Below are 26,289 nucleotides of genomic sequence, written 5' to 3'. Positions count from 1 at the left end.
AACGCCTTCTGCGCTTCCGTGAACCTCGATGCCTTCATCGTCTTCAGCTCCTATCCCAGCCAGGGAAAACTAGCCGAAAACTCCAGATTCAAGCGATCCAGTTTCTAGGGGGGCAGAGCAGATACATGGACGAAACGAACAGAAAGCCGTCTTTGGCGCTTTCGATGCCAGAATTCACATATCTTATCGCCATCCCGCTACTCGGCGATAATCTCCGCCTCCCAGTACAGAAAATCCATCCAGGTCTGATGCAGCTCCCCCTTCACGAAGGGCAGGCGCCGCGCGGCCTGATCCAGCTGATGCACGGTGGGTTCGAACGGCTCACGCAGCAGCTTCATGCCCGCCTGCCGCAAGGTGAGGTTCGCCTTGCGCAGATTGTCGCGCCCGCAGGCGGCGACGATGTTCGTCCAGCTCGAGGTGCCGCCCTTGCTGCGTGGCACCACATGATCGAAGGTCAGTTCCTTGGCCGGGAAGCGCTCGCCGCAATACTGGCAGGTGAATTCATCGCGCAGGAAGACGTGATAGCGGGTGAAGGCGACCTTCTTGCGCTTGCGGAACCGCTTCAGCGCGACGACCGCGGGCACCGCATAGCTGCGCGAGGCGGAGCGTACGAAGACATCCTCATAGGTCTTGACCTGGATGACCCGTTCCTGATGGACCGCCACGAACGCGTCCTCCCAGTTCCAGACCGACAGCGGCGCCCAGCTGAGCGGCTGCATGTCGGCGTTGAGCACCAGCGTGCGCAGGTTTCCGAGCGGCTGGTTCATACCGACACCTCCGTCTGAAAAAGAAAAAAGCGCGTGGCAGCCACGCGCTTTGCATCGATCTGGTATTTTCCCGCCCTGAGCGTCGGGGCTACGGGGCCGACAAGACACGGGCACAGCAGCCGGGGCGTCTGCCACGCCCGTATCCGGAAATCCGTGCTGTTACTCCGTTCCGGCATGCCGTCACCTTTCCTCGCCCAGTCGTCCGATCCGGCGGGGGCGCGGGGGATCCCGCCCCAGCCGATGCGTTGACTATATCTGGCGCTTCGCCCCTGACAAGCCCCGCAATCTGCGAATTGCCGCTCTGCAGCAGGGATCGCATGGAATTGTGACAGGGGTATATCTTCCGGCCTGGCGCGCCGCGATCTGTGCGCGGCGGCACTCCCGGCCCAGGGCCTGACCCGCGGTTCCTGCATTTTCAGATCCGGGTGCAGCCGCCCTGCCGGGGGGGATGGTCCACAGTGCATCCAGCGCCTCACGCAGCCAGCAGCCGGGGCGGCCTGGCGCGAACGCCTGGCGGCTGCCCGCGTACAGCATCGAGAAGCCCTAGGAGCTATCCCGCCTGCATCGGCGCCTCCGCCGGGCGCTGCCATGAGTGCGCAGACAGGTCTCGATGTCGCCCCCGGCCACGCCGAAGTCCCCACATCAGCCGCCGGCCCGCCCTCTGGGCGCCTGCCTGCGCGATCAGGCTTGAATGGCGGCCGAGCAGCGCTTGAGTGGCGATGCCGCGCGCGTGCCTACATGAGACGCCCGCCGGAGCGCCCTGAGTATGCATCGCGCCAACCGGCCTGCGCACAGCAACCCCGGCCGCTCCTTAGAGCCGGGAACATCATACGGAACCCGCACCGAGGCCGGGCACAAGAGGAGGTCAGAGCCGGTCCTTCAGGAAAGACAGCGCCACCCCCAGCCCATCGGGGGAAATCCCGTGGCCGGTGCCGCGCATGACATGGGCATAGGTCTCGAACCCCGCCTCTACCAGCGCATCGCCCGCAAGGCCCATATCGTCGAAGGGCACCACCGGATCGGCATCGCCGTGGATGAGCAGCACCGGAGGCTTCGACACCGCCTCGGGCGCGAGCCGATCCGGCCGCAGCAGCCGCCCCGAAAACCCGACCACGCCGGCCAGAGCCACCTCCCGCCGCGGCGCGACCTCCAGCGCCATCATCGTGCCCTGAGAGAACCCGACCAGCGCCATCTCCGCTGCCTCCAGCCCCGCAGCCGCCAGCTCCGCATCGAGGAACGCCTGCAGATCCGCGGCCGCCGCCGCCAGGCCCTGCGCCGCCTGCTCCTCGCTCGACCCGTCGAGCCAGGGGATCGGGAACCATTGCCGCCCGAAGGGATTCCCTGCGCAGGGCTCGGGCGCATCCGGCGCCACGAACAGCGTATCGGGCAGGTGCTCTGCCAGCGGCTCGGCCAGTCCCAGCAGGTCGGCGCCATCGGCACCATAGCCATGCAGGAATACCACCACGGATTTCACTGCGCCCGATGCCGGCGCCACGCGCCCTGCCTTGAGTTCTCGCGTCACGGGGCCACGCCCTCCCTCTGCTTGTTGACCGCATACCACGCCCAGAGCCCGCGCGCGGCTACCGCACGCCAGGGCGACCAGGCCTCCGCCATCTGATGAAACGCCTTCCCGCGCGGCCGTTCGGGCAGGCCGAACAGCAGCCGCGCCCCCTCGGCCAGCGCCAGATCATCGACCGCGAACACATCCGCCCGCCCGAGCGCGAAGATCAGATACATCTCGACCGTCCAGCGCCCAATCCCCGGCAGCGGCAGCAAAAGCTCCATCACTGCCGCATCCGGCAGCCCGCGCAATGCCTCGAAATCGATGTCCGCGCGCGCCAGCGCCTGCACATAGCGGATCTTCTGCCGCGACAGGCCGCAGGCCCGCAGTGCCTCCTCGGAGGCCACAGCAATCGCCCCGGCCTCGCCCAGCCCCGCCCCGATCAACCGCCCCTGGATCGCGCGCGCCGACGCCACCGAGACCTGCTGCCCGAGGATCGCATCGCGCAGCGCCGCAAAGCCGTCCTCGCGCCGCCGCAGCGGCCAGGGGCCGGTCGCCGTGATCACCCGCGCGAAGGCCGGTTCGCGCGCGGCGAGCCAGCCCATGCCCTCGGCAATATCGTCGTCGCAGGTGATGATCCGTCCCGTCATGGCGCCACCCTGCCCCAAGCCGCCGCGGCTTGCCAGCCCGTTTGCGCCGCGCTACGCATGCAGCATGGACATGACCGCCCCCTCCGAGAGCCGCCGCGAATGGCGCAACGTCGCCGTTCTGGTGCTGGCGCAGGCGCTCCTCGGGGCGCAGATGTCGATGATCTTCACCGTGGGCGGCCTCGCCGGGCAATCGCTGGCGCCGAACCCCTGCCTCTCCACGCTGCCGCTCTCGATGATCGTGCTGGGCTCGGTCCTCACGGCGCAGCCGATGTCGGGGTTCATGGCGGTGCGCGGGCGCCGCGCGGGCTTCATCCTCGCCACCTTCGCCGGTGCTTTCGGCGCGGCCATCGCGGCCTGGGCGCTCTGGACGCAGTCTTTCGCCCTGTTCATGGCAGGCTCGCTCCTGACCGGCATCTATATGTCCGCGCAGGGGTTCTATCGCTTCGCCGCGACCGATGGCGCGAGCCCCGCGTTCCAGCCACGCGCGATCTCCTATGTCATGGCGGCGGGCCTCGCCGCGGCGGTGATCGGGCCGCAGCTGGTCAAGCTGACCGCACAGGCGATGGTGGTGCCCTTCCTCGCGACCTATCTCGCCATCATCGGGCTGAACCTGCTGGGCCCGGTCCTGTTCTCCTTCCTGGACATTCCCGCCCCCGGGCGCCGCGCGAAGGGTGCCGCCGCCGGGCGCAGCCGCGCCGAGCTGCTGCGCGATCCGGTGATCCTGGTCGCGATGATCTGTGGCATGGTCTCCTATGCGCTGATGAACCTGGTGATGACCTCGGCGCCGCTCGCCATCGTCGGCTGCGGCTTTGCGCCCACCCATGCCGCGGATGTGGTCTCGGCGCATGTGGTGGCGATGTACCTGCCCTCCTTCTTCACCGGCAGCCTGATCGCGCGCTTCGGCGCGCGCCCGATCGTGGGCGTGGGGCTTGCGATCCTCGCCTGCGCGGGCGCCGTATCGATGACCGGGGTGCAGCTCTATCAGTTCTTCGCGGTGATGTTCCTGCTCGGCCTCGGCTGGAACTTCGGCTTCATCGGCGCCACCGCCATGCTCGCCGCCGCGCACCGGCCCGAAGAGCGCGGCCCGGTGCAGGGGATCAATGATTTCGTGGTGTTTGGCGGGGTGTTCCTGGCGTCGCTCAGCTCGGGCAGCCTGATGAACTGCGCCGAGGCCGGCGATCCGCAGGCGGGCTGGCAGGCGGTAAACCTGGCCATGCTGCCGTTCCTGACGCTGGCGGGCGCCGCGCTGATCTGGCTCGCGCTGCGCCCGAAGGAAACCCGCTAGGCGCGCAGCGCCCGGATCCGCGCGGCGAGCGCAAGGGTGGAGCCATCCTTGCCCGCCCCGTCGGAGGCGCCTTCCAGCACCGGCGCCAGCGCCAGCGCCAGCTCCTTGCCGAGCTCCACGCCCCACTGGTCGTAGCTGTTGATCCCGAGGATCACCCCTTCCACGAACACCCGGTGCTCATAAAGCGCAATAATGCCGCCCAGCGTATGGGGCGTGAGCTTGCGGTAGAGCAGCGTCGTCGAGGGCCGGTTGCCCGGGAACACGCGGTGGCGCGCCTGACGCTCCAGCTCCGCGCCGCTCAGGCCCTTCTTGCGCATGATGTCCGTCGCCTCCTCCAGCGACCGGCCGCGCAGCAGCGCCTCCGATTGCGCGAGGCAGTTCGCCATCAGCAGCATGTGCTGATGCGCGAGCTCCGGCTCGTGCCCCTGCGCCGCCAGCAGGAATTCGCACGGCACCACCCGCGTGCCCTGATGGATCAGCTGATAGAAGGCATGCTGGCCATTGGTGCCCGGCTCACCCCAGACCACCGGGCCGGAATTATAGGGCAGATCGGCGCCATCCATGCTGACCCGCTTGCCGTTCGATTCCATCTCCAGCTGCTGCAGATAGGCCGGCAGCCGCAGCAGGCGCTGATCATAGGGCAGCACCGCGCGGGTGGCATGGCCCAGAACCTGATTGTGCCAGATCCCCACCAGCGCGAGCAGCACCGGCAGGTTCTGCGCGAAGGGCGCCGTGCGGAAATGGGCATCCATCGCCGCGGCGCCGGCGTGAAACTCCGCGAAATTCCCCGGCCCCACCGCGAGCATCACGCTCAGCCCGATGGGCGACCAGACCGAATAGCGCCCGCCGACCCAGTCCTCGAAGCCGAAGACCCGCGCTTCCGGGATGCCGAAGGCCGCGGTCTTGTCGGTGGCCGAAGAGATCGCCGCGAATTGCGCCGCCGGATCGGCCACTTTCGCCGCCATCCATGCCCGCGCGGTCTGCGCATTGGTCATGGTCTCGATCGTTGTGAAGGTTTTCGAGGCCACGATCACCAGCGTGGTTTCCGGGTTCAGCCCCTTCAGCACGTCATGGATATGCGCCCCGTCCACGTTGGAGACGAAATGCGTGCGCGGCCCGTCGTGATAGGGCGCAAGCGCCAGCACCGCCATCACCGGCCCGAGGTCCGACCCACCAATGCCGATATTGACCACATCGGTTATCGCGCCGCCCTGCCCGGTGAAGCGGCCCGCGCGCACATCCTCGGCAAAAGCCGCCATCCGCGCCAGCGTCTCGCGCAGCTTCGGCATCACATCGGCGCCGTCCACCAGCACGCTGGCCTCCGGGTTACGCCAGGCCGTGTGCAGCACTGCGCGGCCCTCGGTGTCGTTGATCTTCGCGCCGCAGAACATCGCCTCGCGCTTTTGCGCGACGCCTGTGGCCTCGGCCAGCGCGATCAGCTTGTCCCGCGCCACCGCGTCGATCGAGGTCTTGGAATAGTCGAAGACGAAATCCCCGAACTGCGCGCTGAACTCCGCGGCGCGGTCCTCGATGGCAAACAGATCCATGATCCGGCGCTCGGGATGGGCGGCGGCATGGGCGATCAGGTCGGAAAAGCGGTTCATCAGGGAGCCCAGTGAATTGTGGCGTTTTTCAATACGATGCGGATCGGAGCTTCGGCGTCCGTCAGGGTTTCGGCCCGTTCTAGCGCGGCCCGCTTCTCCTCGCCAGTGATGAGTACATGACAATGCATCGCATCGCGCAGAACCCGCGCCGTGAGCGTGATCCTGGGCTCGCCCGCGGCCTCCGCGCGTAGCGCCATCAGCGCGGGCGCCTCCGGGGCCAGCGCCTCCTCCAGCCGGTCCGCGCCCGGGAAGAGCGAGGCGGTGTGCATATCCGCCCCCATCCCCAACAGCAGCACGGAAATCGGCAGCGCCGCCTCCACCTGAGCCGAAAGCGCTTCCAGCGCCTCCTCGGGGCTGGGCACGGGCGCATGGAGCGGCACCAGCCGCGCCGAAGCCGCGCGCTTGCGCAAGAGCCGCTCGCGCAGCAGCCGGGTGTTGGAGCGCGGGCTGTCCTCGCCGACCCAGCGTTCGTCGTTCAGCAGCACCGAGACATTGGCCCAGTCCAGATCCAGATCGGAGAGGATGTCGAACACCGGCCCCGGCGTCGTGCCGCCCGGCACCGAAAGCGTCGCCGGCCCCTGGGCCAGCGCCTGGCGCAGCTCCGAGGCGATCCGGTCCGCGAGCGAGACCATCATGAATTCGCGGTCGGGATATTCTTTCAGGATCATTCGCGGATCTCCCGCCAGCGGCGGCCGTCGCGGTGCATCAGCATCAGCGCGTCATCCGGCCCCGAAGTGCCCGAATCGTAGCCCTGCGGGCGTTCGCCGCGCTGGTCCCATCCGGCGATGAGCGGGTCGGTCCAGGCCCAGGCCGCCTCGACCTCGTCGCCGCGCATGAACAGCGTCTGGTTGCCGCGGATCACATCCATGATCAGCCGCTCGTAGGCATCGGGAATATCCGCGCCCTCCTCGCCCAACGCCTCGGCGAAGGACATGTCGAGCGGCACCTGCACCAGCCGCATCCCCCCCGGCCCCGGCTCCTTGATCATCACCTTCAGGTTCATGCCCTCATTGGGCTGCAGCCGGATCACCAGCACGTTCTCGCGCCAGTCGTGCCCGGCTTCGTCGAAAATGGAATGCGGCGGCTGCTTGAAGGTGATGGCGATTTCCGAGGTGCGCGCGCGCAGCCGCTTGCCGGTGCGCAGGTAGAAGGGCGTGCCCTGCCAGCGCCAGTTCGCCACCTGCACCTTGAGCGCGATATAGCTCTCGGTCCGGCTGGACGGGTCTCCAACATCGTCCAGATAGCCCGTCTGCGCCTGTTTGCCGCGGCTGCCAAGGTATTGCCCGCGCACGATATCCTGCGGCTCCACCGGTTGCAGCGCCCGGATCACCTTCAGCTTCTCGTCGCGCACGGCATCCGGGTCGAAATGATAGGGCGGCTCCATCGCGATCAGGCACAAAAGCTGCATCAGGTGGTTCTGTACCATGTCCCGCATCGCGCCCGATTTGTCATAGTACGAGCCGCGCCCGCCCACGCCCACCGTCTCGGCCACGGTGATCTGGACATGGTCCACATACTGATTGTTCCACAGCGGCTCGAACAGGATATTGGCGAAACGGACCGCCATCAGGTTCTGCACCGTCTCCTTGCCCAGGTAATGGTCGATCCGGTAGATCTGGCCTTCCTCGAAATGCTCGGCCAGCGTCGCATTCAGCGCCCGTGCCGTGGCCAGATCGCGGCCGAAGGGCTTTTCCACCACGATCCGCGCATCCGCCGTGGCGATGCCATGGCCATGCAGCCGCTCCGCGATATCGCCAAAAAGCGCCGGGGCGACGGAGAAATAGAACGCATGGACCACATCGGGCCGCACCAGCGCTTTCAGCTCGCCCCAGCCGTTGCTGCCGGTCGCATCCACCGCCACATAGAACAGGGCCTCCAGAAAGGCCTCGATCTGCGCCTTGTCGCGCTTGGCCACGCCGACGTAATCGTCGATCGCCTTGCGCACCTGCGCGCGGAAGGCCTCGGTGTCGATCTCGGCGCGGGCACAGCCGATGATGCGGGCGCCTTCGGGCATCTGGCCGCTGAAGAAACGCCGATAGAGCCCCGGAAGGATCTTGCGGGTGGCGAGGTCTCCGGTGGCGCCAAAGATCACGAGGTCGAAGACCTCCACCGGAATGACGCGCGAAACCATTGGCTGCTCCGTTGTTAGCGCTAACTGACGCTTTCTAGCAGATCGTCGGCGTCAGTCTAGTGCGGCGCTCCGCAGCGACAAAGCGGTTTGGCACGGAGCCGGCGCCAAATCGCGCAAGTGCCTGATTTCGCGGCGGGCGGCTAAGCGCCCAGCGCCTTTCCAAGCCGCATCAGCTTCGCGCGCTTCAGGAGCGGGCGCAGCGGCTGCGCCGTGCCGGAGAGGGCTTCGGCCTTGGCCCGTACCCGCTCCACGACGCCCGCCACCGGCTCCGGCCGCTCCGACCAGAGCTGCCACAGGAAGCCGTCCGGGTCGCGCCGCTCGAGGCCTTCGGCGGCAAGCGTGCCGCGCGGGAAATCCTGCGCGTTGAAGGTCACGATCGCATCGGCATGGCCGGCGATGGCCGCGGCCAGCACATGAATATCGTTCGGATCCGGCAGGTGCAGCCGCCCCTCCAGCCCGGGCTGGGCCGCCACCTCCGCCTGCGGGAAAGCCGCACGCAGCGCCGCCACCTCGCCCCGCGCGATGGCTTCGTCCGCCGGGCCGAGCCGCGCCGCCGCCCGCGCCCATTCTTCCAGGATCCGCGCCGACCATAGCGGCCGGTACAGCCCCTCCCGCGCCACGCCGATCAGGATCTCGCGCAGCACGGTCGGATAGAGCACGCAGGCATCGAGCAGGATCTTCATCAGTCCAGCCGGAAGAACAGCGCCTTCAGATACGCGGTTTCCGCCAGCTGCGGCAGCATCGGGTGGTCGGGCCCGGCATAGCCCGTGTGCAGCAGCTGCGAGCGCCGCCCGCCGCGCCCAAGCCCCCGCGCCGAAGCCGCGCGGAACTGCACCAGATCCGCCGCATGGGAGCACGAACACAGCCCGATATAGCCGCCCGGAGCCACCAGCGGCGCCGCCAGCCGCGCGACCCGCTCATAAGCACGCAGCCCGGCCTCCAGCGCCTGCCGGCTCGGCGCGAAGGCGGGCGGATCGCAGATCACCAGATCGAACTGCGCGCCCTCCGCGGCCAGGGCCTCCAGCGTGGCGAAAGCATCACCCTGACGGGTCTCGAACCGGGCCTCGGCGCCCATTGCCGCCGCGCCCTGCCGCGCAAGCTCCAGCGCCGCGGCCGAAGCATCGACCGCCAGCGCCCGCTCCGCCCCGCCCGCCAGCGCCGCCAGCGCGAAGCCGCCGACATGGCTGAACAGATCGAGCACCCGCGCCCCCTGCGCGAGGCGCGCCGCGAAGGCATGGTTCGGCCGCTGGTCGAAGAACAGGCCGGTCTTCTGCCCGCCGACCACATCGGCCATATAAACGGCGCCGTTCATCGGCACCGCGATCGGGCCCGGCACCGCCCCGCAAAGGACCACGGTTTCCTCCGCCAGCCCCTCCAGACCGCGGGCGCGCCCGGAGCCGTTCTTCACCACCGTCTCAATGCCCATCCCGTTCAGCACCGCGGCGATATCGCCGATCATCGCCTCCGACCAGGCGGCATTGGGCTGCACCACCGCCACATCGCCGAACCGGTCGATGATCACGCCCGGCAGGCCGTCGGCCTCGGCATGCACCAGACGGTAGAACGGCGCATCGAACAGCCGGGCGCGCAGCTCCGCCGCCCGGGCGATGCGCGCGGCGATCCAGCTGCGGTCGATCTCCGCCGCTGCGTCGCGGTCCAGCACCCGCGCGATGATCTTCGATTTCGGATTGACCGTCACCGTGGCCAGCGGACGCCGCTCCGCGTCCTCCAGCGTGGCAATGGTGCCGGGCGCAATCGCCTGCGTGCGCCGGTCGGTCACCAGCTCATCGGCATAGACCCAAGGGAAGCCATGACGGATCGCGCGGGCCTCGGCCTTCGGGCGCAGGCGGACCACGGGGCGGGTACTGGGTTCGGTCATCGGTGGCTCCTGTCGTTTGGCCCCCTCTAGCGCGCGCCCTGCCGCAAGGAAAGACAAAGCCCGCGCGAAGGCGCCGAATTGGGCCAATCTCTGCGCGCGAAAGAAAGAATGAGCCGGAAACCCTTGTGCCGGCTCCGCGTGGCTGCACAATAGCCTCTGCGGCAGGATTGATTTGTTAGCGATAACGGCATATCCCGTTCACAGCCCGCCAACCACAGCCCCCGGATGGACGCCATGACCAATTCCCCCACGAACGCGACGATCGCCCGAGTGACGGACCGGATCCGCCAGCGCTCCGAGGGGCCGCGTGGCGAATACCTCGGGCGGCTGCGGGCGGCCGTCGCGGCGGGGCCGGTGCGCGCGCATCTGGCCTGCGGCAACCAGGCCCATGCCTATGCCGCGATGGGCGCGCAGAAGGCGCTTCTGGCCGAGGGGCGGGTGCCCAATATCGGGATCGTCACCGCCTATAACGACATGCTCTCGGCGCATCAGCCCTACGAGACCTTCCCGCAGCGGATCCGCGCCGCGCTGGCGGGCGTCGGCGCCACGGCGCAGGTCGCAGGCGGCGTGCCCGCGATGTGCGATGGCGTCACCCAGGGCCAGACCGGGATGGAGATGAGCCTGTTCTCGCGCGATGTGATCGCGCTGGCGGCCGGGGTCGCGCTGAGCCACAACTGCTTTGATGCGGCGCTGTATCTGGGCGTGTGCGACAAGATCGTGCCCGGGCTGATCATGGCAGCCGCGACCTTCGGCCATATCCCCGCCGTCTTCGTGCCCGCCGGGCCGATGACCTCGGGCCTGCCGAACGACGAGAAGGCCAAGGTGCGCCAGCAGTTCGCCGCAGGCGAGGTCGGCCGCGATGCGCTGATGGCGGCCGAGATGGCCTCCTATCATGGCCCCGGCACCTGCACCTTCTACGGCACCGCCAATTCGAACCAGATGCTGATGGAGATCATGGGCCTGCACCTGCCCGGCGCGAGCTTCGTGAACCCGAACACGCCGCTGCGCGATGCGCTGACCGAGCAGGCGGCGCGGCGCTCGGCCGAAATCACCGCGCTTGGCAACGATTTCCGCCCTGCGGGCGAGATCCTCGACGAGCGCGCCTTCGTCAACGGCATCGTCGGGCTGATGGCCACCGGCGGCTCGACCAACCTGGTGCTGCACCTGCCCGCGATGGCGCGCGCAGCCGGGGTGATCCTGGATCTCGCGGATTTCGACGAGATCTCCGCGGTGGTGCCGCTGATGGCCAAGGTCTATCCCAATGGCCTCGCCGATGTGAACCATTTCCATGCCGCGGGTGGGATGCAGTTCCTGATCCGGGACCTGCTGAAGGCGGGGCTGCTGAACCCAGATGCCAAGACCGTGGCGGGCGATGGCCTCGCCGCCTACACCCGCGAGCCGAAGCTGATCGACGGGCACCTGAGCTGGCAGGAGGGGCCGGAGGACAGCCTGAACGACAAGATCCTGCGCCCCGCCGCCACGCCCTTCCAGCCCCAGGGCGGATTGCGGCAGCTCGATGGCAACATCGGTCGCGGTGTGATCAAGATTTCGGCCGTGGCGCCCGAATACCATGTGATCGAGGCCCCCGTGCGCGTGTTCCACGACCAGGAGGAGGTGAAGGCCGCCTTCAAGGCCGGGGAGTTCACCTCGGATGTGGTGGTGGTGGTGCGCTTCCAGGGGCCGCAGGCCAACGGCATGCCGGAGCTGCATTCGCTGACGCCGACGCTGTCGGTGCTGCTCGGGCGCGGGCTCAGGGTGGCGCTGGTGACGGATGGGCGGATGTCGGGCGCCTCCGGCAAGGTGCCGGCGGCCATCCATGTCAGCCCCGAGGCCGCGACCGGCGGCGCCATCGCGAAGCTCGTCGATGGCGATATCGTGCGGCTCGATGCCGAAGCGGGCACCCTCACCTGCCTGACCCCCGGTTTCGAGGACCGCGCGCCGGTGGTGGCGGATCTGTCGCACAACGCCTACGGTATCGGCCGTGAGCTCTTTGCCGCCTTCCGCCGCAACGTCGGTCCCGCGACGACCGGCGCGGCGGTTGTCGTCTGAACGAAAGGACCCCTGATGATTCCCGCCCTGCAATCCGCCGCCGCGCGCCAGATCTGCGCCCTCGCCCAGATCGTGCCGGTGATCGTGGTGAAGGACATCGCCCATGCGGAGCCGCTGGCCCGGGCGCTCGTCGCGGGTGGCCTGCCCGCGCTGGAGGTGACGCTGCGCACGCCCTGCGCGCTCGATGCCATCCGCGCCATGGCGGAGGTCGAGGGGGGCACTGTTGGGGCCGGGACGCTGCTGACCCCCGCCGATGTGAAGGCCGCGAAGGCCGCCGGCGCGAAATTCGGCGTCTCCCCCGGGCTGACCGAGCGACTGGTGCGGGCCTGCGAGGACGAGGGGCTGCCGCTCCTTCCCGGGACCGTCACCGCATCGGAGGTGATGCAGGCGCTGGAATGGGGCTATGACGTGCTGAAATTCTTCCCGGCCGCCACGTCGGGCGGCGCCCCTGCCATCAAGGCGCTCGGCGGGCCGCTGCCGCAGGTCAGCTTCTGCCCGACCGGGGGCATCAGCCTTGCGAATGCCACCGATTACCTGAGCCTGCCCAATGTGCTTTGCGCGGGCGGCAGCTGGGTCGCACCGGATGCCAAGGTGCAATCGGGCGACTGGGCCGGCATCGAGACCCTTGCCCGCGAAGCGGCCGCCCTGCCCCGCTAGGCGCCCAGCGCCGCATCGACAATGCGGGCGACCGTCCCGGTCGTCCGCAAGAGCCGCGCGCGCAGATCATCGAGCGTTTCCAGGTCCAGCTCGCGCAGCAGGAACGCCCGCCCGCCCTCGCCGATCGCCGCCATATCGAGCGGCCGGTCGGTCAGGAGCCGCCCCCCCGCCTGCAGCCGCCACAGGAACCGGTAGGCCGAGGCCAGCGCCTCCGCATCCGCCTTGCCGATATAGCCCGAGCGCAGGCCCGCACGCAGCTGCGCCTCCACCCGCCGCGCGGGCGCACCCGCGCGCAGCGCGAAGCTCTGCGCCAGCAGCTCCAGATCCTGCAGCCGCCCCGGCCCGATCTTGGCCTCCCACTCCCCATCCGGCGCCTTGGCGGCGAAGATCCGCGCGCGCATCCCGGCAAGGTCCGGCATCACCCGCGGATCGCGCCCCTTCGCGGCCAGAATTTCTTGCCGCGCCGCCTCGATGTCGGCCTGTAGCCCCGGATCCCCCGCCAAGGGCCGCGCCCGCGTCAGCGCCAGATGCTCCCAGGTCCAGGCCTCGTCCATCTGATAGCTGCGGAACCCGTCGAAGGAGGTCGCGACCGGGCCCTGCCGCCCCGAAGGCCGGAGCCGCATGTCCACTTCATAGAGCCGCCCTTCCGGCATCGGCGCGGTGATCGCGGTGATCAGCGCCTGTGTCAGCCGCGCGAAATAGGCCCGCGTCGCAAGCGGCTTCGGCCCGTCCGATGCCTCCACCCCCGCGGCATCGTAGATCACGATCAGGTCGAGGTCCGAACTTGCATTCAGTCGCTCCGCCCCGAGCGAGCCCATCCCCAGCACCACAGCCCCCCGGCCCGGCTGCGGCCCGTGCCGCTGCGCGAATTCCGCCGCCACCTCGGGCCAGAGCGCGGCCACGGCCGCGGAGGCGATATCGGCATATTGATGCGCCGCTTCCGCCGCATCCACCAGCGCGCGCAGGTGATGCACCCCCACCCGGAACCGCCATTCCTTCGCGAAGCGGCGCGCCGCATCGAGCTTGCTCTCGTAATCCGTCTCGGCCGCGAGCGCGGCTTCCAGCAGCGCGCGCAGCGCCTCCGCCCCGGGCCAGGGCGCGAAGAACGCGCCGCCGATCACCGCATCCAGCACGCCCGCATTGCGCGAGAGATAGGCCGCAAGCCCGGGCGCCGTGGCGCAGATATCGACGATCAGATCGATCAGCGTGGCGTTCGATTCAAACAGCGAGAACAGCTGAACTCCGGCCGGCAACCCCTTGAGGAACCCATCGAATTGCAAAAGCGCCTCGTCGGTGTTCGCCGCGCGCTGCAGGTGGCGCAGGATCTCGGGCTCGATGCGCCGGAAGATCGCCTGCGCGCGCTCGGAGCGCAGCGCCGGATAGCTGCGCCAGCCGTCGATCACCGCCTCCGAGGCCGGGCTGAGCGACGGCCGGCCCGCCCCTTCGGAGGGCGCAAAGAACGCCCCGGTCAGCTCCTCCACCCGCCGCAGCCGCGCCCGCAGCGCCTCCGCCCAGGCGGCCGTATCGCCCTCTCCCATCATCCGCGCGATCCGGTCCAGCCCTTCGGGCGTGGCGGGCAGCAGATGCGTCTGCGCATCATTCACCATCTGCACCCGATGCTCCACTTCGCGGTGCGCGCGGTAGAGCTGCGTCAGCTCCTGCGCCACGTCGGGCGGCAGCCAGCCCTTGGCGGAGAGCATCGCAAGGCCGCCCACGGTGGTGCGGTCGCGCAGCTCCGGCTCGCGCCCGCCGGCGATGAGCTGCCGGGTCTGGGTGAAGAATTCGATCTCGCGGATGCCGCCGCGGCCGAGCTTCATGTTGTGCCCCGGCACGTCGATCGCGCCATGCAGGCCCTTGTGGTCGCGGATGCGCAGCCGCATGTCATGCGCGTCCTGGATCGCCGCAAAATCCAGATGCTTGCGCCAGACGAACGGGGTCAGCGCCTGCAGGAACCGCCCGCCCGCGGCGGTGTCACCCGCGCAGGGGCGCGCCTTGATATAGGCCGCGCGTTCCCAGGTCCGGCCCTCGGCTTCGTAATACAGCTCCGCCGCCGCCATCGAAATACAGACCGGCGTCACCGAAGCATCGGGGCGCAGGCGCAGATCGGTGCGGAACACATATCCCTCGGCCGTGCGGTCCGACAGCAGCGCCGCCATCCTGCGCGTCGCCCGGACCAGCGCCGCGCGCGCTTCTGCCCGGTCGTCGGGGGCGTAGCGCGTCTCGTCATAGAGGCAGATCAGGTCGATGTCGGAGGAGTAGTTCAGCTCCCCCGCCCCCATCTTGCCCATGGCAAGCGCGAACAGCCCGCCCGCGGTCTCGGCATCTTCGGGCCGGGCGCCGGGCAGCTTGCCGCGCCGGATCTCCTCGGAGACGAAGAACCGCAGCGCCAGATCCACCGCCCGGTCCGCCAGCAGCGTCAGCGCCCCGGTCACCTGCCCGAGCGTCCAGACCCCGCCCAGATCTGCGAGCCCCGTCAGCAGCGACACCCGCCGCTTCGCCCGGCGCAGCTCCGCCTCCAGCGTATCGGGCGGCACCGCCCCGATCCGCACGATTTCCGCCTGCAGCGCCTCAGCCGGATCGCCGGACAGCGCCGGGCGCAGCCAGCCGGCCTCCGCCTGCATCAGCCCGGCAAGGTAGGGCGAGCAGCCCGCCGCCCCGGCGATCAGGCCGCGCAGTTCGGGCGCGAGATCGGCGAAGGCCGCGGCGGCATCGGCCCCGCGGTCGGGTTCATGGGCGATCGGGCAGCGGGTCGGTACGAAGCTCATGGCGGCACAGTGCCCGGGCGGGTGCGATCCGGTCAATGCCCTTCCGCTGGCCGCCGGACGGGGCTAAGTGTCGCGCCAAACAGGAGAGACCGATGAGCAAATCGCTGAAACGCGTGGAGGCCGCCCTCGCCGCCGCCGGCACCGAGACCGAGATCCGCGAAGTGGGCCAGGCCCGCACCGCACAGGAAGCGGCGGATGCGGCCGGGGTCAGCGTCGATCAGATCGTCAAATCCATCATCTTCCGCGGCGAGGAGAGCGGCCATGTGGTCCTGTTCCTGACCGCGGGCGGCAACCGGGTCAGCGCCGCGAAGGCGAGCGCCGTGGCGGGCCAGCCGCTCGGCAAGGCCGATGCCGAGCTGATCCGCGCCGAAACGGGCTTCGCCATCGGTGGCGTTTCCCCTGTGGGGCATCTGACCCCCGTGCGCAGCTACTGGGATCCGCGGCTCGACGGTTTCTTCGAAATCTGGGCGGCGGCGGGCACGCCGCGGCACATCTTCCGCTCCACGCCTGCGGAGCTGAAGCGGATCACCGGCGCGGTGCCTGCCGATTTCACCGAGTAATGTGAAAATCGTTTACATTGCCTCTTGAAGGCCGCTGCGGATCCCCCATCTTGGGTCATGTGAATACTGTTCACATCCAACCCGGAGGTTCCGATGTCTTACGCCTATACCAATTCCCCCGCGCGCCCGGGCTGGATCGCCCGCGCCCAGAGCGTCGTCGCCTGGATGGACGAGCGTGGCCCGCTGTCCTGGATCGTGGTGATGGTGGGGTCCTTCATCTTCGGCGGCCCGCTCGGGCTGCTGGTGCTGGGCTTCATGCTGATCACCGGCCGCTTCCGCAGCCGCGCCCGCCGCGAGGGCTTCGCCGCCTGCGGCCCGCGGATGCATTTCCACGCTTCGCGCCAGACCGGCAACCGCGCCTTCGACGCCTACAAGGCCGACACCCTCGCCCGGCTGGAGCGCGAGCAAGACGAGTTCGAGGCCTTCCTCGGGCGCCTGCGTGAAGCCCGCGACAAGGCCGAGTTCGACCAGTACATGGAAGAACGCTCCCGCGTGGCCGCGCAGCCCGCCGAGCGCCCCGTGGAGCACAAGGATGGCGCGCCCGAAGCATGAGCCCGGCCCACAGACACCATATTCCGGCCCCGCCTTGTAAAAGGCGGGGTTGTAACTATCTGATGGCAAGGAATGTCTTGGCGCGCAGGGCTGATCTTGCTAGCCTCCCTCGTGCCGACCCCATGCGGCCTCTCCGACCACCTTCCCCGGGTTGACATGCGCCATTCTCTACCACTTGCTCCGCAGTTCTATGTGACCGCCCCGCAAAGCTGCCCGTATCTGGACGGGCGGTCGGAGCGCAAGCTGTTCACGGCATTGCAGGGAGAAGGCGCGGAGAAGCTGAATAACACCCTGTCCCGGCAGGGCTTCCGGCGCTCGCAGAACGTGCTGTACCGGCCCAGCTGCGCCGATTGCGCGGCCTGCCTCTCCGCGCGGATCCGGGTCGCGGATTTCGAGCCCACGCGCACGCAGCGCAAGCTGCTGAAGCGCAACGCGCATCTGAAGCGCACGGCGACCAGCCCCTGGGCCACCGAGGAGCAGTTCGCCCTGTTCCGCCGTTATCTGGACCATCGCCACGCCGATGGCGGCATGGCGGATATGGATATTTTCGAATTTGCCGCGATGATCGAGGAGACCCCGGTCAAGTCGCGCGTGATCGAATACCGCGAGACTGATGTCTCTCCGGGCACGACCCGGGCGCTGAGCGCGGTCTGCCTGACCGATGTGCTCGATGACGGGCTGAGCATGGTCTACAGCTTCTACGACCCGGAGCGGCCGATCGACAGCCTCGGCACCTATCTGGTGCTCGATCACGTGGATCTCGCGCGCCGCGCGGGCCTGCCCTATGTGTATCTGGGCTATTGGGTGCCCGGCTCGCGCAAGATGGGCTACAAGGCGAAGTTCGGCGCGCTCGAAATCTACAAGGGCGGCCGCTGGCAGGATATCGGCAACCCGGCCGATCACGACAGCGAGACCCATCCGCTTTCCGTCGATCCGATTGCCGAACAGGTCGCCCGGATCCAGCTGCCGGACTCCCGCGGCTGAGCCTCCCCGCGTTGTTTTGTTGCGCAATCGCTGCATTTTCCGCAATGCAGCGCTGGACAGTCCGGCATCAAGCTGACAGGTTCGCGCCGCCGCGCGACTCCTGCGCGCCAGTCTATCCTGATGCATGAGAGGATCCAGATGGATCGCCGTTCCTTCCTGACCAAAGCCGCGCTCGGCACGGCCGCCACGGGCCTCGCGGCCCCCGCGCTGGCGCAAGCCAATCCGAAGATCACCTGGCGGATGACCTCGTCCTTCCCGAAATCGCTCGCGACGCTCTATGGCAACACCGAAGAGCTGTGCAAACGGGTGGCCGAGGCCTCGGACGGCAATTTCCAGATCCAGTCCTTCGCGGCGGGCGAGCTGGTCGGCGGGCTGCAGGCGGCGGATGCGGTCACGGCCGGGACGGTCGAGGCGGCGCATACGGTCGGCTATTATTACTGGGGCAAGGACGCCGCCTGGGCGGTGGGGTCGGCTGTGCCCTTCGCGCTGTCGGCGCGCGGAATGAATGCCTGGCACTATTTCGGCGGCGGGATCGACCTCTACAACCAGTTCCTGGCCAAGGAGAACATCTACGCCCTGCCCGGCGGCAATACCGGCACCCAGATGGGCGGCTGGTTCCGCAAGGAAATCAATACGCTCGACGACCTCAAGGGGCTGAAGATGCGGATCGGCGGCTTCGCCGGCAAGATCGTCGAGAAGCTCGGCGTGATTCCGCAGCAGATCGCCGGCGGCGACATCTATGCCGCGCTGGAGAAGGGCACGATCGACGCGGTCGAGTTCACCTCGCCCGCCGATGACGAGAAGCTCGGCTTCGTGAAGGTCGCGCCGTATTACTATTACCCCGGCTGGTGGGAAGGCGGCCCGACCGTCCATTTCATGTTCAACCTGCAAAAATGGAACGAGCTGCCCCCGGCCTATCAATCGCTGCTGCGCACGGCGAGCCAGGCAGTCGATGCCAACATGCTGCAGGCCTACGACTACAACAACCCGAAGGCACTGCTGAAGCTGATCGCGGAGGGGACGCAGCTGCGCCCGTTCTCGCCCGAGATCCTGCAGGCCTGCTACAAGGCCGCCAACGATACCTATACCGAGATCGAGGCCACCAACCCGGCCTTCAAGACGCTGTGGGATTCGGTCAAGGCGTTCCGCAAGGAATGGTACCTCTGGCAGCAGGTGGCGGAGTATAACTACGACACCTTCATGATGATCCAGCAGCGCAACGGCACGCTCTGATCCGCGGCCCGGGGCGCCATCGGCGGCGCCCCGTTCGGGTCGTCATATTCTCTGTCGGGGCGCGGGGCTCCCCCCGCGCCGGCCCAGGGGTGCGGGCGCCCGGGCGCAGAGCCACCGCGCGTTGCGCAAGCCCGTATCCTCGCAGTGCTTCGAAATATCGGCGCTCCTTCGGACGCCAGGGCCCCATGCAAATCGGATATCTGCTCGCCGAGCATCGCGTGCGCCAGCTCGGCACGGCCACAGCCCCCTCACAAGACGCTCTCTGTTTCGGCCTTGCGGCATGACATTGCCGATGTGCCCGTCGCACCTGCGCATCGGAGCAGAACAGCGCCGCCAAAGTGGCGCCTTGTGCAGCCTTCGCGCAAGCCGTTCCCCTCTCCTGCACGCGCGCCAGCAGCAGCCCCCTGCACACCCGGACCGCACAACCTTTCGTTTTCCTCCTCGCGCGGGCGGGCTGGACAGATGTTTACGGTAGGGTAAAGTCCGTTCTGAGCCGATCCGGCGGAGGACCCCAGAGGGGCCCGGTTCGGCAGAACAAACAAGGGAGGACTCCATGGATCGTCGTTCGTTCCTGACAAAAGCTGCCGTGGGCGGCACGATTGCGGGGGCCGCGAGTGCGCTGGCCGCGCCCGCGATCGCGCAAGCCAATCCGAAGGTCACCTGGCGGCTGACCTCATCGTTTCCGAAATCGCTCGATACGATCTACGGGGGCGCGGAGGTGCTCTCGAAGATGGTCAGCGAAGCGACCGACGGGAATTTCCAGATCCAGGTCTTCTCGGCGGGCGAAATCGTCGGTGGCCTGCAGGCGGCGGATGCGGCCGCGGCCGGAACCGTCGAGGCCTGCCATACCGTGGCCTATTACTACTGGGGCAAGGACCCGACCTGGGCGCTCGGCTCGGCGGTGCCCTTCGCGCTGAATGCCCGCGGGATGAATGCCTGGCAGTATCATGGCGGCGGCATCGACCTGTACAACGAATTCATGGCGAAACAAAACCTGTTCGCCCTGCCCGGCGGCAATACCGGCGCGCAGATGGGCGGCTGGTTCCGCAGGGAGATCAAGAGCGTCGCAGACCTGAAAGGGCTGAAGATGCGCGTCGGCGGCTTCGCCGGCAAGGTGATGGAGCGCCTCGGCGTCGTGCCGCAGCAGATTGCGGGCGGCGATATCTATCCGGCGCTGGAGAAGGGCACCATCGACGGCACCGAATGGGTCGGCCCCTATGACGATGAGAAGCTCGGCTTCTTCAAGGTGGCGCCCTATTACTACTATCCCGGCTGGTGGGAAGGCGGCCCGACCGTGCATTTCATGTTCAACAAGGGCGCTTGGGAGACCCTGCCCCCGACTTACCAGAAGATCCTGCGTATCGCGGCCCAGGCCGAAGACGCGGACATGCTCCAGAAATACGACTGGAAGAACAGCCAGGCGATCAAGTCCCTGATGGGACAGGGCGCGCAGCTGCGCCCCTTCGCGCCGGAAATCCTCGCCGCCTGCTTCGACGCAGCCGACGCGACCTATGCCGACATCGAGGCCACCAACGCCGATTTCAAGAAGATCTGGGCATCGATCAAGGCCTTCCGCAAGGATTGGTACTTCTGGGACCAGGTGGCCGAATACAACTACGACACTTTCCTGATGATCCAGCAGCGCAACGGCAAGCTCTGAGCGACCAAGCCCCGGGGAACCTTTCCCCGGGGCTTTCGTTTGACCGGGCGCCGAAACGCGATGCCGGGCCCTTGCGTCCGCCAGCCGGACAGGCAATCTGACGCAAAGACACGGGGGCACGCATGGCATTGCCGCAGAAGCAACAGGTACTTTACTGGGGGATTGCGGCGCTCGTGCTGTTTGCCACGCTCTGGGGGCTGGGCTCGGTGCTGCTGCCGTTTCTCGTCGGCGGGGCGATCGCCTATTTCCTGGACCCTCTGGCGGACCGGCTCGAGAAATGGGGCATGTCCCGGGTCTGGGCGACGGCCACCATCGCGCTCGCTGCCACGCTCATCTTCGTGGTGCTGGGCCTCGCGGTGATCCCTGTGCTGGCGCATCAGCTGGTGCAGCTGGTGTCTTCGGCCCCCGATATGGCCACGCAGCTGCAAAAATTCATCGCCCAGCATTTCCCCTCGATCAACAAGCGCGGCTCAATGATCAACGAAACGCTGACCTCGCTCGGCGATGCGGTGAAGGCGCGCGGCGGCGAGCTGGCGCAGACGCTGCTCACATCGGCGATGAGCGTGGTGAACTTCATCGTCTTCATCGTCGTGGTGCCGGTGGTGGCCTTCTACATGCTGCTGGACTGGGACCGGATGATCGCGAAGGTGGATGGCTGGCTGCCGCTCGACCATGCCGACGAGATCCGCCGCATCGGGCGCGAGATCGACCGCGTGCTCTCGGGCTTCGTGCGGGGGCAGGTCTCCGTCTGCCTGATTCTCGGCACGTTCTATGCCGCGACGCTGATGATCGCCGGGCTAAATTTTGGCCTGATCGCCGGGGCGATCGCGGGCGGGCTGACCTTCATCCCCTATGTCGGCGCGATCATCGGCGGCAGCCTGTCGATCGGCCTCGCGCTCTATCAGTTCTGGGGGGACTGGTTCTCCATCGGCACCATCGTTTCCATCTTCGCCGTGGGCCAGTTCCTGGAAGGCAATGTCATCACGCCGAAGCTGGTCGGTAATTCGATCGGCCTGCATCCGCTGTGGCTGATCTTCGCTCTGTCGGCCTTCGGCACGCTGTTCGGCTTCGTGGGCATGCTGGTCGCGGTGCCGGTCGCAGCGGTGATCGGGGTGCTTGCGCGTTACGTGCTCGACCGTTACCTGCAGGGGCGCCTCTATCTGGGGGTGGAAGCAGACCATGGCCCTCCCGCAGAACCGTGAGGGCCGAAGAAGGGTGCCCGAATGGCCCGCCAGCTGATCCTCGACCTGCCCGTGCGCCAGGCCCGCGGGCGCGACGATTTTTTCGTGGCGCCGGCCAATGCGCTGGCGCTGGCAACGCTGGATGCGCCGGAAAGCTGGCCCTCCGGCAGGATGCTGCTGATCGGGCCGGAGGGGGCCGGGAAATCGCATCTCGCGGCGATCTGGGCCGAACAGCACGGCGCCAGCATCGTGCGTGCCCGCGACCTGACCCCGGAGATGGCGCCTGTGCTCGCCCATGCCGCGGTGGTGGAGGATGTGCAGGCCATCGGCTCCGCCGAAGCCGCGCTGTTCCACCTGCACAACCTGGCCCAGGCCGAGGGCGGGCGGCTGCTCCTGACCGCGAATGCCCCCCCGCGCGACTGGGGCCTGCACCTGCCAGACCTGCGCAGCCGGATGGAGGCCACGGCCTCGGTGCGCATCGCGCCGCCCGACGATGCACTCCTGGCGGCCGTTCTGGTGAAGCTCTTCGCGGACCGCCAGACCAAGGTCCCGCGGAGCCTGATTCCCTGGCTGGTGACGCGCATGGACCGCTCGCTCGGCACGGCGCGGCGGCTGGTGGCGGCGCTGGATGCGCGGGCAGTGGCCGAAGGGCGCCCGCTCACGCGCGCCATGGCCGTCGAGGTGCTGGACAGCTTCATCTGAGCCAGTCACAACTGTCACATACCGATTACAAACCCGCTCCATAAGAGCGTCATCATGACCCAGGCAGATTTCCTCAAATCACCCTTCCCCGCCGCCGCCGAGCTGCCCGCCGAGACCTTCGCCGGGCCGAAGCGCTTCTTCAACCGCGAGCTCAGCTGGCTGGCGTTCAACTGGCGGGTGCTGGACGAGGCGCGCAACCCGCTCGTGCCGCTGCTGGAACGGCTGCGGTTCCTCTCGATTTCGGCCACCAACCTGGACGAATTCTATACCGTGCGCGTCGCCGGGCTGATGGAGCTGGTGCGCGAAGGCAATGCCCTGCACTCCGATGACGGGCGCGCACCTTCGGAGCAGCTGAGCGAGATCAACGCCGATGCCCGGCGCCTGATGGAGACCCAGCAATCGAGCTGGAACGCGATCCGGCGCGAGATGGAAGCCGAGCGCATCCATATCCTCACCCGCGGCAAGCTGACCGCCGACGACCGGCGCTTCCTCGCGGATTACTTCCTGTCGAATGTGTTCCCGGTGCTGTCGCCGTTGGCGATCGACCCGGCGCACCCGTTCCCCTTCATCCCCAACACCGGCTTCTGCCTGGCGCTGGAGCTGGAGCGGCAGACCGACCACCGCCGGATGCAGGCGCTGCTGCCGATCCCGCAGCAGATCGCGCGCTTCGTGCGGCTGCCGGGGGATGCGCGGTTCCTGCCGCTCGAAGAGCTGCTGATGCTGAACCTCAGCTCGCTGTTCCCGGGCTATGAGGATACCGGCTCCTGCGCCTTCCGGGTGCTGCGCGACAGCGACCTCGAGGTCGAGGACGAGGCCGAAGATCTGGTGCGCGAATTCGAGACGGCGCTGAAGCGGCGCCGCCGCGGCCAGGTGATCCGGCTGAAGATCACCGCCGGCGCCCCGGAGGCGCTGCGCTCGCTGATCATGGAAGAGCTGCACGTCGTCCCGGATGAGGTGGTGGAGGTCAAGGGCCTGCTCGGTGTGGCCGATCTGAAGGAGCTGGTGCTGTCCTCGCGGCCAGATCTGCTCTGGCCGCCGTTCACCCCGCGCGTGCCCGAGCGGGTGCAGGACCACGACGGCGACATGTTCGCCGCGATCCGGCAGAAGGACATGCTGCTGCATCACCCCTACGAGACCTTCGACATGGTGATCCGCTTCCTGCAGCAGGCGGCGCTGGATCCGAATGTGCTGGCGATCAAGCAGACGCTGTACCGGACCTCCAAGGACAGCCCGATCGTCGATGCGCTCTGCGAGGCGGCGGAGAACGGCAAATCCGTCACCGCGCTGGTGGAGCTGAAGGCGCGCTTCGACGAGGCCGCCAACATCCGCCAGTCGCGCCGGCTGGAGCGCGCGGGGGCGCATGTGGTCTATGGCTTCATGCACCTGAAAACGCATGCCAAAATCAGCACCGTGGTACGCCGTGAGGGCGACCGTCTGGTGACCTATACCCATTTCGGCACCGGCAACTACCACCCGATCACGGCGCGGATCTATACCGACCTGAGCCTGTTCACCTGCGACGCGGCCCTTGGGCGCGATGCGACCAAGGTGTTCAATTACCTGTCGGGCTATGTGCAGCCCGAGGGGCTGGAGAACCTTGCGATCTCGCCGATCACGCTGAAGCCGCGCCTGCTGGAGCTGATCGGGCGCGAGGCGGAGCATGCCCGCGCCGGGCGCCCGGCCGAGATCTGGGCCAAGATGAACAGCGTGGTCGACCCCGAGGTGATCGACGCCCTCTATGCCGCGAGCCAGGCGGGGGTGAAGGTCAGCCTGGTGATCCGCGGCATCTGCGGGCTGCGGCCGGGCATCAAGGGCCTGTCGGAGAATATCCGGGTGAAATCCATCGTCGGACGGTTCCTGGAGCACAGCCGCATCGTGTGTTTCGGCAATGGCCATGGCCTGCCTTCGAAAAAGGCGCGGGTGTTCATGTCTTCGGCCGACTGGATGGGGCGCAACCTGAACCGCCGCGTGGAAACGCTGGTGGAGGCGATGAACGACACGGTGAAGGCCCAGATCGTGAGCCAGATCATGGCGGCGAACATGGCCGACGAGGCGCAGAGCTGGGTCCTGCAGCCCGATGGCAAATTCCTGCGCGAGCTGCCGGAGGGGAAGGACCTGTTCTCCTGCCACAGGTTCTTCATGGAGAACCCCTCGCTGTCGGGGCGCGGCTCGGCCGGGGCGAAGGACGTCCCCGAGCTTGCCCATAGCACCGACTAGAGGTTAACGTGCGCGCGAGCCCCCGAGAGCGACTCACGGCAGGACGAGAAGATGACTCCGAAGAACGATGCCCCGCGGCAGACCCTCGATGCCGAAGATTGGGACCCGTTCGGGCAGCCGCTGTTTGATGACCCCTCCGCCCGCGCCCTGAGCCGGGTCGGCGTGGTGGATGTGGGGTCGAACTCGGTCCGGATGGTGGTCTTCGACGGCGCGGCCCGGTCTCCGGCCTATTTCTACAACGAGAAGGTCATGGCGGGGCTGGGCCAGGGGCTGGCCGAGACCGGCATGCTGAACCCGACCGGGCGCGAGCGCGCCTTTTCGGCACTGCGCCGCTTTGCCATGGTTGCGCGCGGGATGGACATCGGGCCGCTGACCTGCGTGGCGACGGCCGCGATGCGCGACGCGCAGGACGGCCCGGAATTCCGCCGCCTGATCGAAAAGGAAACCGGGCTGCACCTGCATATCATCGACGGCGCCGAGGAGGCGCGGCTGTCGGCGCAGGGGGTGCTGCTCGGCTGGCCCGAGGCGCAGGGCCTGATCTGCGACATCGGCGGCAACTCCATGGAGCTCGCCGAAGTCGGCGAGGGCCGCGTCGGGCGCAGGGCGACCTCGCAGCTTGGCCCGTTCCGCCTGCAGCAGGTGAAGGGCGGACGCAAGGAGATCATCGCCCATATCCGCGCGCAGATGGCGACGCTGGCGGAGGCGGTGGGTACCGGGCACGAGCGGATCTACCTGGTCGGCGGCTCGTGGCGCGCCATCGCCCGGCTGGACATGGAGCGCCGGAATTATCCGCTTCTGGTTCTGCATGAATACCGGATGGAGCCGGAAAGCCTGCTCAAGACCCTGGAATGGATCGAGAAAAGCGACCTTGGCCAGCTGCGGGCCAAAACCGGCACCTCCGCCGCGCGGATGGATCTGGTGCCGCTCGCGGCGCTGGTGCTGCGCGAGCTGGTGGAGCTGTTCAAGCCCAGGGAAATCGACATCTCCTCCTACGGGATCCGCGAAGGCCTGCTCTATGAGCAGATGCCGGAGCGCCTGCGCCGCCGCGACCCGCTGATCGAAGCCTGCCGCTATGCGGAGAAGATGCAGGCCCGGATGCCGGGCTTCGGCAAGCGCCTGCACAGCTTCATCGAGCCGGTTCTGGGCGTGGTCCCGCCCGAGCGCTTCCGCCTGCACCGCGCCGCCTGCCTGCTGCACGACACGAGCTGGCGCACGCACCCCGATTACCGCGCCGAAGCCTGCTTCGACAATGTGACGCGGGCGAACCTGGCCGCGCTCAGCCATTCGGAGCGCGTGTTCATCGGCCTTGCGCTGCTGCACCGTTACAAGAATTCGCGCGCCGGATCGCGGCTGGAGCCGCTCTGTGCGCTCCTGAGCCCGGAGCAGATCCAGGAGGCGGAAATCCTCGGCAAGGCGATGCGCTTCGGCGCGATGTTCGCGATCGAGGATCCGAAGGAGGCGGGCACGCTGGACCTGTCGGCGAAGAAGACGGAGCTGACCCTGCGGCTCACGCGGCGCGGCGTCGATCTGTTTGGCGAGGTTTGCGAGGCGCGGTTCCAGTCTCTTGCCACGGCGCTGAAAGCGGCGCCGGTGGTGATAAGGCCCGGAGGCTAGAGCTCCATTTCAGGCGGGCCCGGGGGCGCGGCCTCCGGCTTGCGCCGGATCAGGATATCGCCATTCGGCAGCCGCACCGGCGCCTCGTAATTCTGCATGTCGTCGATCAGGGCGCGCAGCTGCTCGAGCGCCGGGCCGAGATCGCGCGCCGCATCCTCCATGGATTTCGACAGAGCCCCGATCTCGGGGCCGAGCGCTTCTGACCTGCCACGGGAGTTTTCCTCCATCTGCGATTAGAGTCCGGCCCATGGAGAGGACGGACGATGAAGAAGGCACGACTGACGGAAGAGCAGATCAT

Annotated in this window: 22 protein-coding genes; 12 read left to right on the top strand and 10 right to left on the bottom strand. The window is 68.1% G+C overall.

All coding sequences use genetic code 11. From position 1 onward, the window contains the following. Positions 1-197 precede the first annotated feature (197 nt). From ACOMG5_RS15080 to ACOMG5_RS15070, 3 genes are all read right to left on the bottom strand, one after another. Positions 198-767, bottom strand: a complete 570-nt coding sequence (locus tag ACOMG5_RS15080) for an HNH endonuclease (RefSeq protein WP_420344619.1) — start codon at positions 765-767, stop codon at positions 198-200. Positions 768-1,632: 865 nt separating this feature from the next. Continuing rightward, positions 1,633-2,289: an alpha/beta hydrolase gene (locus tag ACOMG5_RS15075; RefSeq protein ID WP_420344618.1), complete on the bottom strand. Its 657-nt coding sequence runs from the start codon at positions 2,287-2,289 to the stop codon at positions 1,633-1,635. Then, positions 2,286-2,918, bottom strand: coding sequence for a DNA-3-methyladenine glycosylase family protein (locus ACOMG5_RS15070; RefSeq protein ID WP_420344617.1), 633 nt, complete (start codon positions 2,916-2,918; stop codon positions 2,286-2,288). Before ACOMG5_RS15070 ends, ACOMG5_RS15075 begins: the two co-directional genes overlap by 4 nt. A gap of 70 nt (positions 2,919-2,988) precedes the next feature. Here ACOMG5_RS15070 and ACOMG5_RS15065 point away from each other — a divergent pair, with 70 nt between their 5' ends. Beyond that, positions 2,989-4,203 carry an MFS transporter gene (locus ACOMG5_RS15065; RefSeq protein ID WP_420344620.1) on the top strand — a complete coding sequence of 405 codons (1,215 nt, stop codon included), beginning with the start codon at positions 2,989-2,991 and terminating at the stop codon, positions 4,201-4,203. On the opposite strand, the gene pgi is transcribed toward ACOMG5_RS15065, so the two are convergent. The 5 genes from pgi to ACOMG5_RS15040 form a co-directional block, all read right to left on the bottom strand. Beyond that, positions 4,200-5,807, bottom strand: a complete 1,608-nt coding sequence (pgi, locus tag ACOMG5_RS15060) for a glucose-6-phosphate isomerase (protein ID WP_420344616.1) — start codon at positions 5,805-5,807, stop codon at positions 4,200-4,202. The genes ACOMG5_RS15065 and pgi overlap by 4 nt on opposite strands. Next, positions 5,807-6,475 (bottom strand): 6-phosphogluconolactonase, encoded by a 669-nt coding sequence (gene pgl, locus ACOMG5_RS15055; protein ID WP_420344615.1) that lies wholly within the window; start codon positions 6,473-6,475, stop codon positions 5,807-5,809. Before pgl ends, pgi begins: the two co-directional genes overlap by 1 nt. Then, a complete protein-coding gene (zwf, locus tag ACOMG5_RS15050) occupies positions 6,472-7,938 on the bottom strand; it encodes a glucose-6-phosphate dehydrogenase (protein WP_420344614.1) in 1,467 nt (488 codons plus the stop codon). The genes pgl and zwf overlap by 4 nt, the downstream gene beginning before the upstream one ends. Positions 7,939-8,078: 140 nt before the next feature. After that, positions 8,079-8,621 (bottom strand): RSP_2648 family PIN domain-containing protein, encoded by a 543-nt coding sequence (locus ACOMG5_RS15045; RefSeq protein ID WP_420344613.1) that lies wholly within the window; start codon positions 8,619-8,621, stop codon positions 8,079-8,081. After that, positions 8,621-9,817: an RSP_2647 family RNA methyltransferase gene (locus ACOMG5_RS15040; RefSeq protein WP_420344612.1), complete on the bottom strand. Its 1,197-nt coding sequence runs from the start codon at positions 9,815-9,817 to the stop codon at positions 8,621-8,623. The genes ACOMG5_RS15045 and ACOMG5_RS15040 overlap by 1 nt, the downstream gene beginning before the upstream one ends. Positions 9,818-10,051: 234 nt before the next feature. Here ACOMG5_RS15040 and edd point away from each other — a divergent pair, with 234 nt between their 5' ends. Then, positions 10,052-11,866: a phosphogluconate dehydratase gene (gene edd / locus ACOMG5_RS15035; protein WP_420344611.1), complete on the top strand. Its 1,815-nt coding sequence runs from the start codon at positions 10,052-10,054 to the stop codon at positions 11,864-11,866. A gap of 15 nt (positions 11,867-11,881) precedes the next feature. Continuing rightward, positions 11,882-12,523, top strand: a complete 642-nt coding sequence (eda, locus tag ACOMG5_RS15030; RefSeq protein ID WP_420344610.1) for a bifunctional 4-hydroxy-2-oxoglutarate aldolase/2-dehydro-3-deoxy-phosphogluconate aldolase — start codon at positions 11,882-11,884, stop codon at positions 12,521-12,523. On the opposite strand, the gene ACOMG5_RS15025 is transcribed toward eda, so the two are convergent. Next, positions 12,520-15,288: a glutamine-synthetase adenylyltransferase gene (locus ACOMG5_RS15025; protein WP_420344609.1), complete on the bottom strand. Its 2,769-nt coding sequence runs from the start codon at positions 15,286-15,288 to the stop codon at positions 12,520-12,522. The two genes, eda and ACOMG5_RS15025, sit on opposite strands and share 4 nt — an antisense overlap. A 92-nt stretch (positions 15,289-15,380) precedes the next feature. On the opposite strand from ACOMG5_RS15025, the gene ACOMG5_RS15020 reads away from it, so the two are divergent. The 9 genes from ACOMG5_RS15020 (at position 15,381) to ACOMG5_RS14980 (ending at position 25,991) form a co-directional block, all read left to right on the top strand. Then, positions 15,381-15,848: a YbaK/EbsC family protein gene (locus tag ACOMG5_RS15020; RefSeq protein WP_420344608.1), complete on the top strand. Its 468-nt coding sequence runs from the start codon at positions 15,381-15,383 to the stop codon at positions 15,846-15,848. Between the two features lie 93 nt (positions 15,849-15,941). Beyond that, a complete protein-coding gene (locus ACOMG5_RS15015) occupies positions 15,942-16,400 on the top strand; it encodes a DUF2852 domain-containing protein (RefSeq protein ID WP_420344607.1) in 459 nt (152 codons plus the stop codon). Between the two features lie 156 nt (positions 16,401-16,556). Continuing rightward, on the top strand, positions 16,557-17,384 hold the full coding sequence (locus tag ACOMG5_RS15010; RefSeq protein WP_420344606.1) for an arginyltransferase: 828 nt from the start codon (positions 16,557-16,559) through the stop codon (positions 17,382-17,384). Positions 17,385-17,522: 138 nt separating this feature from the next. Beyond that, complete coding sequence (locus tag ACOMG5_RS15005) at positions 17,523-18,617, top strand: TRAP transporter substrate-binding protein (RefSeq protein ID WP_420344605.1); 1,095 nt, start codon at positions 17,523-17,525, stop codon at positions 18,615-18,617. 553 nt (positions 18,618-19,170) lie between these two features. Continuing rightward, positions 19,171-20,277: a TRAP transporter substrate-binding protein gene (locus ACOMG5_RS15000; protein ID WP_420344604.1), complete on the top strand. Its 1,107-nt coding sequence runs from the start codon at positions 19,171-19,173 to the stop codon at positions 20,275-20,277. Between the two features lie 122 nt (positions 20,278-20,399). Then, positions 20,400-21,479 (top strand): AI-2E family transporter, encoded by a 1,080-nt coding sequence (locus ACOMG5_RS14995; RefSeq protein ID WP_420344603.1) that lies wholly within the window; start codon positions 20,400-20,402, stop codon positions 21,477-21,479. Positions 21,480-21,500: 21 nt separating this feature from the next. Beyond that, positions 21,501-22,160, top strand: coding sequence for a chromosomal replication initiator DnaA (locus tag ACOMG5_RS14990; RefSeq protein ID WP_420344602.1), 660 nt, complete (start codon positions 21,501-21,503; stop codon positions 22,158-22,160). A 54-nt stretch (positions 22,161-22,214) separates the two neighbouring features. After that, positions 22,215-24,377 carry an RNA degradosome polyphosphate kinase gene (locus tag ACOMG5_RS14985; protein ID WP_420344601.1) on the top strand — a complete coding sequence of 721 codons (2,163 nt, stop codon included), beginning with the start codon at positions 22,215-22,217 and terminating at the stop codon, positions 24,375-24,377. A 51-nt stretch (positions 24,378-24,428) separates the two neighbouring features. Beyond that, complete coding sequence (locus tag ACOMG5_RS14980) at positions 24,429-25,991, top strand: Ppx/GppA family phosphatase (RefSeq protein WP_420344600.1); 1,563 nt, start codon at positions 24,429-24,431, stop codon at positions 25,989-25,991. On the opposite strand, the gene ACOMG5_RS14975 is transcribed toward ACOMG5_RS14980, so the two are convergent. Continuing rightward, positions 25,988-26,218, bottom strand: a complete 231-nt coding sequence (locus tag ACOMG5_RS14975) for a hypothetical protein (RefSeq protein ID WP_420344599.1) — start codon at positions 26,216-26,218, stop codon at positions 25,988-25,990. The two genes, ACOMG5_RS14980 and ACOMG5_RS14975, sit on opposite strands and share 4 nt — an antisense overlap. Between the last annotated feature and the right edge of the window lie 71 nt (positions 26,219-26,289).

Source organism: Paenirhodobacter sp. (assembly GCF_041916475.1).
Lineage (GTDB): Bacteria > Pseudomonadota > Alphaproteobacteria > Rhodobacterales > Rhodobacteraceae > Rhodobacter.
Note: the sequence above shows the minus strand (reverse complement) of the source record. Positions and strands in the feature narration are given on the sequence as shown.